General features: G+C 65.7%; 12 protein-coding genes. 7 read left to right on the top strand and 5 right to left on the bottom strand.

Annotated elements, in window-relative coordinates; all coding sequences use genetic code 11:
• Positions 1-185: 185 nt before the first annotated feature.
• Positions 186-2,288, bottom strand: a complete 2,103-nt coding sequence (recG, locus tag AC1DIO_RS26390) for an ATP-dependent DNA helicase RecG (protein WP_441505393.1) — start codon at positions 2,286-2,288, stop codon at positions 186-188.
• Between the two features lie 145 nt (positions 2,289-2,433).
• Here recG and AC1DIO_RS26385 point away from each other — a divergent pair, with 145 nt between their 5' ends.
• Positions 2,434-2,730 carry an FAD assembly factor SdhE gene (locus AC1DIO_RS26385; RefSeq protein ID WP_441490006.1) on the top strand — a complete coding sequence of 99 codons (297 nt, stop codon included), beginning with the start codon at positions 2,434-2,436 and terminating at the stop codon, positions 2,728-2,730.
• A gap of 20 nt (positions 2,731-2,750) precedes the next feature.
• Entirely contained in the window at positions 2,751-6,299 is a 3,549-nt protein-coding gene (mfd, locus tag AC1DIO_RS26380; RefSeq protein ID WP_441490007.1) for a transcription-repair coupling factor, read from the top strand.
• A 198-nt stretch (positions 6,300-6,497) separates the two neighbouring features.
• Here the strand turns inward: mfd and rnd are convergent, their stop codons facing one another.
• Positions 6,498-7,637, bottom strand: coding sequence for a ribonuclease D (rnd, locus tag AC1DIO_RS26375; RefSeq protein ID WP_441490008.1), 1,140 nt, complete (start codon positions 7,635-7,637; stop codon positions 6,498-6,500).
• A gap of 327 nt (positions 7,638-7,964) precedes the next feature.
• Here rnd and aspS point away from each other — a divergent pair, with 327 nt between their 5' ends.
• Genes aspS through AC1DIO_RS26355 form a run of 4 tightly spaced genes read left to right on the top strand, consistent with a single transcriptional unit; the run spans position 7,965 to position 11,379 of the window.
• A complete protein-coding gene (aspS, locus tag AC1DIO_RS26370; RefSeq protein ID WP_441505598.1) occupies positions 7,965-9,740 on the top strand; it encodes an aspartate--tRNA ligase in 1,776 nt (591 codons plus the stop codon).
• Between the two features lie 33 nt (positions 9,741-9,773).
• The gene (locus tag AC1DIO_RS26365; protein WP_441505394.1) at positions 9,774-10,121 is read left to right on the top strand and encodes a hypothetical protein; all 348 of its coding nucleotides are present in this window, start codon (positions 9,774-9,776) and stop codon (positions 10,119-10,121) included.
• Positions 10,122-10,133: 12 nt separating this feature from the next.
• On the top strand, positions 10,134-10,436 hold the full coding sequence (locus AC1DIO_RS26360) for a hypothetical protein (RefSeq protein ID WP_441505395.1): 303 nt from the start codon (positions 10,134-10,136) through the stop codon (positions 10,434-10,436).
• 43 nt (positions 10,437-10,479) lie between these two features.
• Positions 10,480-11,379, top strand: coding sequence for a glycosyltransferase family 2 protein (locus AC1DIO_RS26355; protein ID WP_441505396.1), 900 nt, complete (start codon positions 10,480-10,482; stop codon positions 11,377-11,379).
• A 113-nt stretch (positions 11,380-11,492) separates the two neighbouring features.
• Here the strand turns inward: AC1DIO_RS26355 and AC1DIO_RS26350 are convergent, their stop codons facing one another.
• The 3 genes from AC1DIO_RS26350 to AC1DIO_RS26340 all read right to left on the bottom strand — a co-directional run bounded on the left by AC1DIO_RS26350 (position 11,493) and on the right by AC1DIO_RS26340 (position 14,905).
• On the bottom strand, positions 11,493-12,311 hold the full coding sequence (locus AC1DIO_RS26350; RefSeq protein WP_441505397.1) for a class I SAM-dependent methyltransferase: 819 nt from the start codon (positions 12,309-12,311) through the stop codon (positions 11,493-11,495).
• Positions 12,312-12,378: 67 nt separating this feature from the next.
• Entirely contained in the window at positions 12,379-13,074 is a 696-nt protein-coding gene (locus AC1DIO_RS26345) for a CatB-related O-acetyltransferase (protein WP_441490013.1), read from the bottom strand.
• Positions 13,064-14,905: a hypothetical protein gene (locus AC1DIO_RS26340; protein ID WP_476775431.1), complete on the bottom strand. Its 1,842-nt coding sequence runs from the start codon at positions 14,903-14,905 to the stop codon at positions 13,064-13,066. The genes AC1DIO_RS26345 and AC1DIO_RS26340 overlap by 11 nt, the downstream gene beginning before the upstream one ends.
• A gap of 182 nt (positions 14,906-15,087) precedes the next feature.
• Between AC1DIO_RS26340 and AC1DIO_RS26335 the strand changes: the two genes are divergently transcribed.
• Positions 15,088-15,564: a DUF192 domain-containing protein gene (locus tag AC1DIO_RS26335; protein WP_441490015.1), complete on the top strand. Its 477-nt coding sequence runs from the start codon at positions 15,088-15,090 to the stop codon at positions 15,562-15,564.
• Positions 15,565-15,616: the final 52 nt, after the last annotated feature.

The following is a 15,616-nucleotide window of genomic DNA, read 5'->3' as shown; positions in this document are numbered from 1 at the left end:
GTTCTCACGAAGGCACACCCGGACGATGCCGATCCCGCGCTACGGCCGCTTGATCGGGATTGATCTCCCGCAGGATCTCCAGCGCTAAAGCATCGGCCCGAAAAGTGGATTGCGGTTTTCGGGAAAGCCGATGCAATCACAGATGGCTAGATCGTCGGACCGGATACGATATCCGGTCCGACGATCTAGCCGGCGCGCAAAAGCTTGATCGCGACGTCCCTCTCGAACAAATAGAGCAGCGTCCTGACGGCTTCGCCGCGTTCGCCGGCGAGGTGCGGGTCGCGCTCTATCAGGAGCCGCGCATCATCGCGAGCGGCGGCCAGCAGATCGCCATCGATTTCGGGGCGGGCAACGCGCCAGTCGGGGGATCCGGACTGGCGCGTGCCGAGCACCTCGCCTTCGCCACGCAGGCGCAGATCTTCCTCGGCAATCCGAAAGCCGTCCTCGGTCTCGCGCATGATGGTCAATCGCGCTTCCGCGACCGGACCCAACGGCCCCTTATAGAGCAGGAGGCAGGTCGATGCGGCCGAGCCGCGCCCGATCCGCCCGCGTAGCTGGTGGAGCTGGGCCAAGCCAAAGCGCTCGGCATGCTCGATCACCATGACGCTGGCATTGGGCACGTCGACCCCGACCTCGATGACGGTGGTCGACACCAGGATGCGCGTCTCGCCGGCAACGAAGGCCGCCATCGCAGCGTCCTTGTCGCGCCCGGGCATCTGGCCATGCAGCAGCCCGACCCTGGCGCCGAAGTGCCCCCCCAGTTCCTCGAAGCGCTCCTGCGCGGCGGCGACATCGAGCGTGTCCGATTCCTGAACGAGCGGGCAGACCCAATAGACCTGCGCGCCGGCCTCCACCGCGCGGCCGACTGCGCCAACGACCTCGTCATAGCGTTCGAGCGAGATCGCGCGTGTCGAGATCGGTTTGCGGCCGGCCGGCTTCTCGGCGAGCACCGAGACATCCATGTCTCCGAACCAGGTCAGCGCCAAGGTGCGCGGGATCGGCGTTGCCGTCATGACCAGCACGTCGACGGCCTCGCCCTTCGAGCCCAGCATCAGGCGCTGATGGACGCCGAAACGGTGCTGTTCGTCGACCACCGCCAGCGCGAGATCGTGGAAGACGACGCCTTCCTGGAACAGCGCATGGGTGCCGACCACGATGGCGATCTCGCCGCTCGCCAACCGCTCGAGCACCTGGCGTCGGCCGGCGCCTTTCTCGCGGCCGGTCAGCAGGGCGAGCTTGAGCCCGGCCGTTTCTGCCAGCGGCGCCAGCCGTTCGGCATGCTGGCGCGCCAGGATTTCGGTTGGCGCCATCAACACCGATTGCCGGCCGGCTTCGGCGGCTGCGACCATCGCCATCAGGGCGACAACGGTCTTTCCCGAGCCGACATCGCCCTGCAGCAGACGCAGCATGCGCTCGGGCTTCTCCATGTCCGAATGGATATCGGCCACGGCCTGGCGCTGGCCATCGGTGAGCGAAAAGGGCAGGGCTGCTTCGATCGCCTTGAGCATGCGGCCGTCACCGGCGGTGACGCGCCCGGCTGCCTTCTTCTGCTGCCGGCGCACCAGGGCAAGCGCGATCTGGCTCGCCAGCAATTCGTCATAGGCAACGCGCCTGCGTGCGATCGTGTCACCCTCGACGGCGCGCAGGTCCGGCGGGTGGTGTAGGGCACGGATGGCCTCGGCGAAGGAGGCGAAGCCGGCCTTCTGCAGAAAGCTGCGGTCCTGCCATTCGGCGAGCTCCGGACATTTTTCCGCCGCTGCTGCCACGATGCGTGTCATGACGCGGGGCCCGATGCCTTCGGTCAGGCCGTAGACCGGCTCGATCGACGGCAGGCTGGCGAAGGCCCGGGCATCCATGATGCGGTCGGGGTGGACCATTTGGCGCATACCGTCCCAGAGCTCGAGCTTGCCCGAGATGATGCGGAACTCGCCGACCGGCAACGTCTGCTGGAGATGGCGGACATCGGCATGGAAGAAGACCAGGGTCACGTCCCCGGTCTCGTCCTCGACGATGACGCGATAGGGAGCTTTGGCCTTGCCGGGCGGGGCCGGGCGATGCTCGGTGACACGGGCCGAAAAGGTCGCGACATCGCCGACCGGAGCGTCGGCGATGCTGGCGCTGGGGCGACGATCGATCGCGCCCGTGGGAAGGTGGAAGAGCAGGTCGACGACCCGCGCTGGCTGCGTCTCGTCGCCGAGCAGCTTGTCCAGAAGCTTGCCGAGCTTGGGGCCGACGCCGGGCAATATCGTCGCGGGAGCAAAGAGCGGATCAAGCAGGGAAGGACGCATCTGCCTCGGGTGGGAACCGGAATTGCGGGAAACGCGGCGGTTCGGCCACTGACTCGCCCCGACACCATCGCTATATAGCCTGCATCGGCAGGTTCCGCGACGGGGCCGGCCCGTTCCGCCATTTGCATTTCATGCGAGGCTTACGATGAGTGGCTCTTCCCGCACCAGTGCCGATCTCGATCCGCGCCGCCGCAAGATCCTGTTCCGTGCCTGGCATCGCGGCATGCGGGAGACGGACCTGATCATGGGCCGCTTCGCCGACGCCGAGATCGGCACGTTGAGCGATGCCGAACTCGACGAGTTCGAGCAACTGATCGAGGTTCTCGACCGAGACCTGCTGTCCTGGATCACAGGAGAGGCCGAGGTGCCGGTGAACTACGATACGGCCGTGTTCCGACGGCTGAAGGCGTTCCACAACCACAGCAAGCCGATTCACGTCTGAGCACGCAGCGACAATCCGATATGAGCATTCCGCCCCCCGCCCAGCTCGCCAAGCTGCAGATCGACCGCATCCTCGACGCGCTGAAGCGGGGCGACAAGCCGACGCTCGCCAGCGTGCCGGACGGGTTCGACGCCGTCGTCCTTGCCGATCTCGTCCGGACCCGGGCGAAGAAGGTGGAAGGCGCGGCAATGCTCGTCTTCGTCGCGCGTGACGGGCAGCGGCTGCAGGTTCTGGAAAATGCGCTCCAGTTCGTGGCGCCCGATCTGGAGGTGATGAGCTTCCCGGCCTGGGACTGCCAGCCCTATGACCGCGTCTCGCCGGCTCCTGCCATCGTGGCCCATCGCATGACGACGTTGTCGCGACTGGCCAAGACCAAGTCAGGCGACAAGCCGCGTCTGCTGCTGACGACGGTCAACGCCGCGCTGCAGCGCGTGCCGGCCTTCAGCAAGGTGGCCTCGGAGAGCTTTTCGGCTGCGCCAGGCAACATGGTCGACACAGAGCAACTCGCACGCTGGCTCGACATGAACGGCTACCTGCGGACCTCGACGGTGCGCGAGACCGGCGAGTTCGCGGTGCGCGGTGGCATCGTCGATCTCTTTCCGCCCGGCATGCCTGCGCCGATCCGCCTCGACTTCTTCGGCGACGCGTTGGAATCGATCCGGACCTTCGACCCCGAGACGCAGCGCACCACGGGCCAGTTGCGCGGACTCGATCTCGTGCCGATGTCCGAGGCGCAGATGACGAGCGAGAGCATCAAGCGCTTTCGCCAGTCCTATATCACGAGCTTCGGCACGCCCGGCCGTGACGACATGCTCTACGAGGCGGTCAGCGAAGGCCGGCGGCCTGCGGGGCTCGAGCATTGGCTGCCCTTGCTGGCCGACCGGCTCGACACGCTCTTCACCTATCTGCCGGATGTGCCGCTGGTTCTCGACGCGCAGGCCGAGGATGCGGTCGGCGAGCGCATCAGCCTGATCAAGGACTACTACGATGCGCGCAAGGCCGCCCTCGACCAGGGCGGCACGGGAGGGACGCCCTACAAGCCGTTGCCACCCGATGCGCTCTACCTGTCCCCGGCCGAATGGCGCGGCGTGATCGACAATGCCGGCGTCGCGTCGCTGACGCCGTTCCAGCTGCCCGATAGCGACGGCAAGCTGATCGTCGATCTCGGCGCCCGCCAGGGTCGAAGCTTTGCGGCCGAGCGCGCCGACAATGCCGGCAGCGTCTTCGATGCGGCGGTCGCCCATGTGAAAGCGCTGCAGGCCGATGGCCGGCGCGTCATCCTTGCGGCATGGTCGGAGGGCTCCCGCGAACGCCTGGCCCATGTGCTGGCCGATCATGGCCTCAAGACCGTACAGACCACGGGGTCCCTGCGCGCGGCCTTCGATCTGAAGCCCGGCATCACGGCACTCGCGGTCTGGGGCTTCGAGACCGGCTTCGAGGCCGGCAAGCTTGCGGTCATCGGCGAGCAGGACATCCTGGGCGACCGCCTCGTGCGCCCGCGCCGCAAGACGCGCCGGCCGCAGGATTTCATCGCCGAGCTGTCATCGCTCGCGCCCGGCGACCTTGTCGTCCATGTCGATCACGGCATTGGCCGCTTCATTGGATTGCAGAGCATCACGGCGGCCGGAGCGCCGCATGATTGTCTCGAAATCCACTATGCGGGCGATGCCAAGCTGTTCCTGCCGGTCGAGAATATCGAGCTGCTCTCGCGCTATGGCTCGGAGGACACCGAGGTTCCTCTTGACCGGCTTGGCGGCGGTGGCTGGCAGGCGCGCAAGGCCAAGCTGAAGCAGCGCATCCGCGAGATGGCGGGCAAGCTGATCCAGATCGCTGCCGCCCGCGCGCTGAAGGAGGCGCCGCGCCTCGTTCCGCCGGACGGGCTCTATGATGAATTCCGGGCTCGCTTCCCGTTCGAGGAAACGGAAGACCAGCAGAACACGATCGATGCGGTACTGGACGATCTCGCGGCCGGTCGGCCGATGGACCGCCTGGTCTGCGGCGATGTCGGCTTCGGCAAGACCGAGGTGGCGCTGCGTGCCGCCTTCACGACGGCGCTGGCCGGCAAGCAGGTCGCGGTCGTGGTGCCGACGACATTGCTCGCCCGCCAGCATTACCGGAATTTCGCCGAGCGCTTTGCGGGGTTGCCGGTGAAGGTCGGCCAGGCCTCGCGCTTCGTCTCGGCTCAGGATCTCAAGGCGGTCAAGCAGGGCATCGCCGACGGCACCATGGACATCGTCGTCGGTACCCATGCCCTGCTCGGCAAGGGCGTCGAGTTCAAGGATCTCGGCCTCGTCATCGTCGACGAGGAGCAGCATTTTGGCGTCAACCACAAGGAGCGGCTGAAGGAGTTCCGCGCCGAGGTGCATATGCTGACGCTGTCGGCCACGCCGATACCGCGTACGCTCCAACTCGCCATGACGGGTGTGCGCGAGCTCTCGATCATTGCGACCCCGCCGGTCGACCGGTTGGCCGTGCGGACTTTCGTCACGCCGTTCGATCCGCTGATCGTGCGCGAGGCGTTGCTGCGCGAGCGCTATCGTGGTGGCCGCAGCTTCTATGTCGTGCCGCGCATCGAGGACATCGCCGAGGTCAAGGACTTCCTCGACAAGCAGGTACCCGAGGCCAAGGTCGGCATTGCCCATGGCCAGATGGCGGCGGGCCAGCTCGAGGACGTGATGACGGCCTTCTACGAGGGCCAGTACGACGTTCTGCTCTCGACCACGATCGTCGAGTCCGGGCTCGATATCCCGACGGCTAACACCCTGATCGTGCATCGCGCCGACATGTTCGGCCTCGCCCAGCTCTATCAGCTGCGCGGGCGCGTCGGCCGCTCGAAGATCCGCGCCTACGCGCTCTTCACCATGCCGGCCAATCGCAAGCTGACCGAGCAGGCCGAGCGCCGGCTGAAGGTTCTGCAATCGCTCGACACGTTGGGTGCGGGGTTCCAGCTCGCCAGCCACGATCTCGACATCCGTGGCGCCGGCAACCTGCTCGGCGACGAGCAATCCGGGCACATCAAGGAGGTCGGCTACGAACTCTACCAGCAGATGCTCGAGGAGGCGGTGGCGCAGCTCAAGGCCGGCATCGACATCGTTGCCGAAAGCCAATGGTCGCCAAGTATCCAGATCGGCGCGCCGGTGATGATCCCCGAGCACTATGTCACCGACCTGACGCTGCGCCTGACCCTCTACAAGCGGCTCTCGACGCTCGACGAGGATGGCGAGATCCAATCCTTCGGTGCCGAGCTGGTCGACCGTTTCGGGCCGCTGCCGGAAGAAGTGCAGCAACTTCTGGAGATCGTGGCGATCAAGGCGCTCTGCCGCCGGGCCAATGTCGAGAAGGTCGAGGCCGGACCGAAGGGCATCATCGTTGCTTTCCGCGACAACGAGTTCGCCAATCCCGAGGGGCTGGTCGGCTATGTCGCGAAGCAGGGAACGCTGGCCAAGGTCCGTCCCGACATGCGCGTCGTCTTCATCGACGACTTCGAGACGGCGGAGCAGCGGCTCAAGGGCACGCGCCGGTTGCTGACCGATCTGGCGCGCATCGCCGAGCGAAAGAAGGCGGCGTGAGCATCAGCACGAGACGCTGGCCTTAGCCTCGTCTGTCATGGGAGGGGCGCGGCGGCGAAGCAATCCCGGCCTCTGCCTGAGGGGATTGCTTCGCTCGTGACGACGAGACAGGGCGTCTCTGACGCAAGGCATAGGCCCGAAACGCGGACGGCTTTCGGGAAGGCTGCTGCAAGCGCAGAAGGTTAGATCATCGGCCGCTCAGGCGACGGTCACGCGCCCGCGGGAGATCTTCAGGCTCAGCTGCCCGTTCTTCAGCGCCAGCGCCTTGTTGCCGAAGACTTCGCGGCGCCAACCCTGCAGGGCCGGTACATCGGCCAGGTCGTCCGAGGCGATGGCCTCGAGATCGTCGGTCGAGGCCAGGATCTTGGGGGCGACGCGTTCGGCATCGGCGGTCGCCTTCAGCAACACCTTGAGCAGGTCGAGTACGGCGCCATTGGTCGGGCGTCCGCGCTCGCGTTCGAGACGGGGCAGGGTCCTGGGATCGAGCGCCAGGCCGCGCTCGATCGCCGCGAGCACCTCGCCGCCGGCCCGCGAGCGCTCGAAGCCGTTCGGCACGGAGCGAAGCTCCGCCAGCGCCTCGACCGAGCGCGGACCGCGCTGAACGATATCCATCAGCGCATCGTCCTTCAGCACCCGCTGGCGCGGCACGTCGCGGCTTTGCGCCTCCCGCTCCCGCCAGGCGGCGATCTCCATCAGCAGCGCGACTTCCTTGGGCTTGCGAATCCGGCCCTTCAGGCGCTGCCAGGCGTTCTCGGGCCTGACCTCATAGGTGCCTGGCGAATTCAGGATCGCCATTTCCTCGGCAACCCAGCCCTCACGGCCGCTGGCGGCGAGATCGGCCGATAGGGCGAGATAGATGTCACGCAGATAGGTGACATCGGACTCGGCATAGGTCAGCTGCGCCTCGGTCAACGGTCGGCGCGACCAGTCGGTGAAGCGCGAGGATTTGTCGATCCGCGCCTTGGCGAGGTCGTTGGCGAGCTGCTCGTAACCGACGGAGTCGCCATAGCCGCAGACCATTGCGGCGACCTGCGTGTCGAATAGCGGGGTCGGGAGCATCTTGCCGATGATCCAGATGATCTCGAGGTCCTGCCGTGCGGCGTGGAACACCTTGACGACGTTCTGGTCGGCCATCAGCGCCAGGAAGGGCGCGAGGTCGATTTCGGGGGCGAGCGGATCGACAAGCACCGCCTCGTCGGGCGAGGCGAGCTGGATCAGGCAGAGCTTCGGATAATAGGTCGTCTCCCGCAGGAATTCGGTGTCGACCGTGACGAAGGGATGCTGGGCCAGCCGCGCGCACGCCTCGGCCAGATCCTGTGTGGTGGTGATGAGGCTCATGATTAGCGGCTTAGCGGAGGAACGGGTTGTCCGTCGAGTCCGCGTTTCATGCTTCTGCTCGCCGGCGCCGCATGACCTTCAGAAGAACGGGCCTGTCCTTCGGGGCCCGGACAAGGTCATCTGCCTTGTCTACGTATTGAAACCTTCACACCATGGTGCGACGGCCTCTGCCGCCTCCTTGCGGCGAACAGCTGGAATGCCGGCTTCGCGCATCACGATTATCGCTGCCATTCTTGACAATCCGCGCGCCTGCGTGTGCTTACGCCGAAGGTTTCAGCTGGCCTTGCGCCGGCTCCTTCGCATTTCCGAGAGACGAGTCCCGTGACCTTGCATCGCTATCGCTCCCACACCTGCGGCGCCCTTCGCGAGAGCGATATCGGCAATCAGGTTCGCATTTCGGGCTGGTGCCACCGCATCCGCGACCATGGCGGTGTGCTCTTCATCGATCTGCGCGACCATTACGGCATGACCCAGGTCGTGATCGATCCGGACTCGCCGGCTTTCGCCGAAGCGGAGAAGATTCGGGCCGAGTGGGTCATCCGCATCGACGGCAAGGTCAAGGCTCGCCTCGAGGGGACCGGGAACGCCAATCTCGCGACCGGTGCGATCGAAGTCTTCGCCGCGGCGCTCGAAGTGCTGGGTCCTTCAGGCGAGCTGCCGCTGCCGGTGTTCGGCGATCTCGAATACCCCGAGGACACGCGCCTGAAATATCGCTTCCTCGACCTGCGTCGCGAGAAGCTGCACAACAACATCATGCTGCGTGGCAAGGTCATCGACTCGCTGCGCAACCGCATGAAGACCTCGGGCTTCTCGGAATTCCAGACGCCGATCCTGACCGCGTCCTCGCCGGAAGGCGCGCGCGACTTCCTGGTGCCGAGCCGGCTGCATCCCGGCCATTTCTACGCCCTGCCGCAGGCACCGCAGCAGTACAAGCAGCTGCTGATGATGGCGGGCTTCGACCGCTATTTCCAGATCGCGCCCTGTTTCCGCGACGAGGATCCGCGCGCCGACCGTCTGCCGGGCGAGTTCTACCAGCTCGACGTCGAGATGAGCTTCGTCACGCAGGAAGACGTCTTCCGCACCATGGAGCCGGTGATCGCCGGCGTTTTCGAGGAATTCGGCGGCGGCAAGTCGGTCACCAAGAACTGGCCGCGCATTCCCTATGCCGAGTCGATCCGCAAATACGGCTCGGACAAGCCTGATCTTCGCAACCCGCTCGAGATGCAGGATGTGTCGGAGCATTTCCGCAGTTCGGGTTTCAAGGTCTTCGCCCGCATCCTGGAAGACGAGAAGAACCAGGTCTGGGCGATTCCGGCACCGGGCGGCGGTTCGCGTGCCTTCTGCGACCGCATGAACTCCTGGGCTCAAGGCGAAGGCCAACCCGGCCTCGGCTACATCATGTGGCGCGAAGGCGCGGGTGCTGGCCCGATCGCCAACAATATCGGTCCGGAGCGGGTCGAGGCGATCCGCATCGCGCTTGGTCTGAAGGATGGCGACGCTGCCTTCTTCGCAGCGGGCAACCCCGACAAGTTCTACAAGTTCGCCGGCGCCGCCCGTAACAAGGTTGGCTCGGAGCTCGGCTTGATCGACGAGAACGCCTTCGCTTTCGCCTGGATCGTCGATTTCCCGATGTACGAGTACAACGAGGACGAGAAGCGGGTCGATTTCTCGCATAACCCGTTCTCGATGCCGCAAGGCGGGTTGGAGTCGCTGCAGAAGGACGATCCGCTGGCGATCAAGGCCTTCCAATACGACATCGCTTGCAACGGCTACGAACTCGCCTCGGGCGGCATTCGCAATCACCGCCCTGAGGCGATGGTTAAGGCCTTCGAGATCGCCGGTTATGGCGAGGAGACGGTGATCGAGCGCTTTGGCGGCATGTACCGGGCCTTCCAGTATGGCGCGCCGCCGCATGGTGGCATGGCAGCGGGTATCGACCGCATCATCATGTTGCTCGCCGGCGCCAGCAACCTGCGCGAGGTCGCGCTGTTCCCGATGAACCAGCAAGCGGTCGATCTGCTGATGGGGGCGCCCTCCGAGGTCGGCCCGAAGCAGCTGCGCGAGCTCCATATCCGCCTGAACCTGCCTGAAAAGAACGGCTGACCCCCCGCCATGCCTGCCCCGACCGGAGCGCGCTTGTCCGCGCTCGCCTGCCTGCTCGCGCTGCCGCTAACCGCCTGTGTCACCGCTGCGCCCCACACAAGCTCGGGGCGGGCGGTGGAGCTTGCCAATCTGGTCTCGCGCTCGATCGCCTGCCGTGCTGGAGCACCACGCACCAGCACACTCGACCGCTTCCTCGACGCCGAGCGTGCCCGTGGCGCGACGCCGGAGCAGATCGCGGGAGCGCGCTCGACCTATGTCACCGTTTCGGAGGCGGCGACCATCAATCAGGATGTCCGGCCCGAAGCCTGCTCTGCGGAAGAACGCAGCTCCTTGAAGCCACGCATGGCGCGCGTCCGGGCCGGCGATTTCAGCGGGCTCTGAGCGCGATCAGCCATGCCCTTCGCCAGAGCCTTCCTCTGCAGCCTGCTTCTGCCTGCGCTTGCGGCCTGTACGACGACTGCCGGTCCAGTGCCCGGCACGGCGGAGTTTGCGGCCGTCAAAGTCTCGCGCGGCTATGATTGCGGTGTCGCCGTCGATCGCCGCCGTGTGATGGCGGGGCTTGCCCCGGCCGAGCGCGGACGTTTCGTCGTCGTCAATGCCAGCCTCGCGGTGAAGTCCTACAAGGCGCCGCGCCACTGCGATGCCGCCGAACGCAGCGCGGTTCAGCACGAGCTCGCCGGTCTCACACGGCGCTGAATTCTGCTTGCCTGCCGGGGGCGATCCCGGCCAGAAGGCAGGAATGCCGCCCGCGAACGAGTTGCTCCCGCTCCAAGAAACCGTCACCGCGGTCGTCGTCGCCTATGACAGCGCCGATGTCCTGCCGGCCTGCCTGGATGCGCTACGGCGCGAAGGCGTGCCTGCCATCGTCGTCGACAATGCCAGCAGTGACGATTCGGCCGCAATCGCGCGGGCGCATGGCGCAACGGTGATCGCGAGCCCCAGGAATGAAGGCTATGGCCGAGCCAACAATCTCGGCATCGCAGCCTGCCGCACTCCCTACGCGCTGATCGTCAATCCCGACCTCGTGCTGCAGCCGGGCGCCATGGCGGGGTTGCTGGCTGCCGCTGGGCGCTACCCCGATGCCGGGATGCTGGCTCCGCGCATTGTCGAGCCGTCAGGGCGCGTCTTCATCCAGCCGCGTTCGCTGCTGTCGCCGGCTCATCTCAATCATTCCGGCGCGGCAATTGTACCGGAGGGGGATGCCTGCCTGCCGTTTCTCTCGGGCGCCTGCCTCCTGCTCCGCTGCGAGGCCTTCGAAGCGCTGGGCGGTTTCGATCCGCGAATCTTCCTGTTCTACGAGGACGATGATCTTTGCCGCCGGATGAGGGACGCCGGGCATGCGCTCGTGCATGTGCACGATGCACAGGCGCATCACGCGCGCGGCCGTTCCAGCAAGCCCAGCCCCGGCCGCCGTTTCAACGCACGCTGGCATCTCGCCTGGTCGCACGCCTATATCTCGGCCAAATACGGGCAAGTCGGGCCGTCGTCCTTTGCGATTTGCGAAAACATCGCAAAGACAGTCGGTTACGCCTTGATCTTCAACCGCCTCAAGATGATGGCGCATGCCGGATCTGCCGCTGGCGCGCTGGATTGGCGGCGGGGACGGACGGCGCTCTCGCGGCAGGGCCTGGACGAATAGCTCGCGCGCCTTAGATCATCGGACCGGATATCGTATCCGGTTCGATGATCTCACCCTTTGTGTTTGCATCGGCTTTGCCCCGAAAACCGCAATCCACTTTTCGGGCCGATGCCTTAGAGGTGCAGGTCCTTCATGGGGGTGGTGATGATCCTGCGGATCTCGCGCAACTGCCTGAAGACGAGCCGTGCCTTGCGCAGCACATTGCTGTCGGCCGAGAGCAACTCGGCCTCACGTGCGGCAAAGGCGGCTTTGCCCTGCAGGGCAGGGATTGGGCTCAGCGGCAGCGGGGTGTTCGGCAAGGCCGAGAGATCGAGCTCAGTCAGAGCCGGCTCGGCTCCGCGAAGGCTCTTGCCGATCATGCTGCGCGCTACGTCGAGGCGGCTTGCGGCGGCATCCCGGACCGGCTTCTGCATCACGGCGCTGGAATCGCGCCACTGGATGCCCCTTCGATAGGCCGGAACCCATTGCACCTGAGCTTCGAGCAGGTTCAGCCCGGCATAGCGGGCCAGGGCAGGGAAGGCATCGTCGTAGAAGCGCCAGCAATCGACGGGGAAGCGGTGCCGCGGACCGCCGCCCGGTGAGGTGATGAACGCGAGTCCATTGCCCTTCAGCACGCGCGAAATCTCAAGGATGGTGATCCAGAAATACTCTGCATGCTCGAAGACCTCCGAGCAGGTCACGACATCGACCGAGCCGGTGGCGATCTCTTTCCAGTCATAGGGATCGGCCACCGCCACATCGACGTTCAGCCCCGGCTCGATGTCCATGCCGACAAGTTTCCAGGCCGGGTTCGACATGACGTCGCGGTTGGACAGGCTCTGTCCGTCGACAATGGCCGAGCCGACGTCGAGCACGGTCAGCGGCGAGGTCTCGACTGCGGAGAGATAGGCCTTGCGGAAGACCCGCGCCTTGTCGTTGGCAGAATCATGCATGGGGGCGGTCCGGCAATGGAGGGAGGCCGTATCGGAGGGGGAGCCTTCGATCCTGAACGGCGAACTATCAGGAAACGGCTCTCGGAGGCAAATCCTCGATCCTGTCGGACATCAAGACCGGGATCAGTCGTCTGATGTCGGCCTCGGGCCAGGCCCACCATTGGCTCGCCAGCAGGGTCGCGATCTTCTCCTCCGTCAGGCGGTGCCGCAGCAGCCGTGCCGGATTGCCGGCGACGACGCCATAGGGCGGAACATCCTTCGTGACGACGGCGCGGGCGCCGATGACGGCGCCATGACCGATGCGGACTCCGGAGAGGATCAGCGCTTGCGACCCGAGCCAGACATCATGGCCGATGACGACGTCGCCGCGCGAGACCTGATTGCCGGGATGGTGCTTCGCTTCGGGCCATAGCCGTGGGTAGTCGTGGAATGGGTAGGTCGTCGCCCATTCCGTGCGGTGGTTGCCGCCGAGCAGGATCTCGACCCCGTCTCCGACCGAGCCGTAGCGCCCGATGATCAGGCGCGCCCCGCTTCCGGCGAAGCGCACCTTCGGCCGCCCATAGGTGTAGCGTCCGACAACGATCTGCCCCGGGTGCCGAGCGATCAGGTTGGCCAGATACAACCGGGCCTGGTTGTCGGGGTTGAAGCGCCGGCGCAGAAAACTGCGCGGGCCCTGTGGCAGCCCGGCCCACCACGCTGCGATCGCGGAGGGCCGCCAGGACTCGTCTTCGGGAAGAAGCTCGACAGACCAGTTATTCGGCATTGGCCTTGAGGTCGATCTTGTCGAAGATCTCGGTCGGATCGGTGATCGTGATGACGTCGGCGAGGCCGAGACCCCCTGTCGCCTTCGCATTGGCCTGGACGGTCAGCGTGCCTGGCTTCGCCGCAAAGCGCGAGACCGCCGCGGTCAGGGTCTTGGCCGCGTCGGACGGGCCGAGGACCGCGGCAAGGCCGAGGCTGGCCATCATCGCATATTCGCGCCGCAGATCGTCGGGCTTGCGCTTGTTCTTGCGGGCCTCGTTCTCGATGAACTTCTCGAGCAGACCGAGATTCTTCAGCCTGGCATCCAGGCTGCGGGCTGTCGCGCCGAGTGCCGCAACCTGTGCGAGCGCGAGATCGCTGGAGAACAGGTCCTTGGTGACGTTACCGAGGGTACCCGAGGCCTCGAACTGTGCCATGCCGCCGCTCCCGAGCGAGAGCGTACGGATCGCAAGCTCGTTGCGTGCGGGGTCCCAGGCGAGGTCGAGCTTCGCGGAGAGGTCGAGGGCGCGGTAGCCCATGGCAATCAGATCCGCGGCCGCGGGATTGCCGGTTGCCTCGCTCACCGGAGCGGTGAGCTTGTCGATCGTCAAGGCAAGCTTGGTGGGGATGCCGTTGATCTGGTCGGCGGCAGCAATCTCGAAGGTACCGAGCCCGACGCGGATCGGGGCCTGCGCTGGCTGACCCGGCTTTGCCGTTTGCGGCACATCGACCGAGAGCCCGGCAAGCCGGATCGTGCCGAGTTTGGGGATCAGTTTGCGGAAATCGAGCGAATCGATCTCGGTTTCGGGCTTGGCCAGGACCTCCTTCAGGCCCTTGAACATGGGCGCGAGCGAAAAGCCGGAATAGCTGAGCGACTCGAACCCTGCCTTGGCGCCCGCACCCGCGAAAGAGAAACCTTCCACGGCGTAGCCGGACCTGGCCGGCGCATCTTCGCCATACGCCATCCTGGCGATTCTCACGTCCATGGCGACCGGCGCTTCGCCCGGATTCGGCGGAACGGAGAGTGCCATCACCATATCGCGAACCTCGCCGCTGCCATAGTCGATGGCATCGAACAGCGAGAACATGGAAAGCGCCATGCGCTTGTCGGCCTCGAGCCGGGCAGGGTCGCGCTCGGCCTTCGAGCTGAGCCCTGCCTTCTGGTCGGCCTCTGCCTGCGCGATGATCCGCGACAGGAGCTCTCCGACCGGCTCGTCTCCGACGCGCATCTTGAAATCGCGGCTGGTCGCCTTGCCGAGCGAGATCTTGCCGAGCTGGCCCAGATCGATCGCGTAGCCGTCCTGCTCGAAGCGGCCGAAGATCGGCTGCATGGCTTCTTCCACGCCGGGTTTGGCGCGCTCGCTCAGCACGCGTGCGAGATGGCGCATGTCGAACGCTTCGAAGCTGATGCGCTTGATCTCGCCCTTCATCGCGCCGGTCGGCCCACCGGTCGCGGATATCGCTCCGCCTCCCGCCGAGCCGCGGCCGATCTTGCCGTCGCGAATCTCACTGAAGCGGATGTCGCGGTACGTCGTGACCTGCCTTTGCGGCCCGAGAACCTGCTCGACCGTCAATTCGGGCGCACTGATTTCCGACGCGGTGAGGCGGCCCGTCCGGGCAACCGCGCTCTCGCCGGTGCTGCCATTGAACAACGAGACAAAAGCTTCGCGCTCGAGGCTGGAGCCCTTCACATCGACCTTCGGTATCGCGACGACGATCGCGCCAAGGTCCAGGCGGATATTGTCGATCTGGAAATCGGCTGCCCAGGACGGCTGCGCCAGAACGAGGATAAGGGCTGCGGCCGCCGTTATGCGCAGGCGGCGCATCGGGCTGCGAAGGGTCGACGTGATCATGACGGTCTCCAGATGGCGGCAGCGAACCTGCCGCAACGCAGCGAGGAAAGGAAGACGACTTGCTCTCGCGGACGCAGGAAAAACTTGACCGCCTCGCTGCGATCTTTCGTATCTGTCTCAGATCCGCCATCCGGCCTGTGCAGGAGCGGTGCGGGCGACGAATGCAATGGAGCTTAGAGACGATGCGGTCCGCCCGACGATTCCCTGCAGCCTGCCTTGCCTTGCTGCTTCTGGCTCTTGCCCCCGTCATGGCATTCGCGCAGCAGGCGGCTCCCGCGACCGGGCTGGAAACGCTTGCGATCGTCGGCAGCGGGCAGCGCCATGTCTTCCAGGTCGAGGTCATGCGCACGCCCGATCAGCGAGCGCGTGGCCTGATGCACCGCAATTACCTGCCGCCGGACCGCGGCATGCTGTTCGATTTCGGCCAGGTCGAGCCGGTCGCGATGTGGATGCAGAATACCTTCATCCCGCTCGACATGCTGTTTATCCGCGCTGATGGAACCGTCGTGCGTATCGCCGCGCAGACCGAGCCGCTCTCGACCCGTACGATACCCTCAGGCGAGCCGGTGCTCTCGGTCCTTGAGATCAATGGCGGCATCGCCGCCAAGCTCGGCATCAAGCCTGGCGACAAGGTGGAGCATCCGCTCTTCAAGCGGTGAGGCGGTTTTTCGCGCGCAGGGCAGCGTTGCGATCGTCCCTCGAAACCGGTCG

It is taken from the genome of Allobosea sp. 05T439, from assembly GCF_056396005.1.
This window is presented reverse-complemented; position numbering and strand designations above follow the sequence as displayed.

Coding starts and splice junctions, on each gene's coding strand:
- recG (WP_441505393.1), bottom strand. CDS start 2,288: ATGCGTCCTTCCCTGCTTGATCCGCTCTTTGCTCCCGCGACGATATTG.
- AC1DIO_RS26385 (WP_441490006.1), top strand. CDS start 2,434: ATGAGTGGCTCTTCCCGCACCAGTGCCGATCTCGATCCGCGCCGCCGC.
- mfd (WP_441490007.1), top strand. CDS start 2,751: ATGAGCATTCCGCCCCCCGCCCAGCTCGCCAAGCTGCAGATCGACCGC.
- rnd (WP_441490008.1), bottom strand. CDS start 7,637: ATGAGCCTCATCACCACCACACAGGATCTGGCCGAGGCGTGCGCGCGG.
- AC1DIO_RS26360 (WP_441505395.1), top strand. CDS start 10,134: ATGCCCTTCGCCAGAGCCTTCCTCTGCAGCCTGCTTCTGCCTGCGCTT.
- AC1DIO_RS26355 (WP_441505396.1), top strand. CDS start 10,480: ATGCCGCCCGCGAACGAGTTGCTCCCGCTCCAAGAAACCGTCACCGCG.
- AC1DIO_RS26350 (WP_441505397.1), bottom strand. CDS start 12,311: ATGCATGATTCTGCCAACGACAAGGCGCGGGTCTTCCGCAAGGCCTAT.
- AC1DIO_RS26345 (WP_441490013.1), bottom strand. CDS start 13,074: ATGCCGAATAACTGGTCTGTCGAGCTTCTTCCCGAAGACGAGTCCTGG.
- AC1DIO_RS26340 (WP_476775431.1), bottom strand. CDS start 14,905: ATGATCACGTCGACCCTTCGCAGCCCGATGCGCCGCCTGCGCATAACG.
- AC1DIO_RS26335 (WP_441490015.1), top strand. CDS start 15,088: ATGCGGTCCGCCCGACGATTCCCTGCAGCCTGCCTTGCCTTGCTGCTT.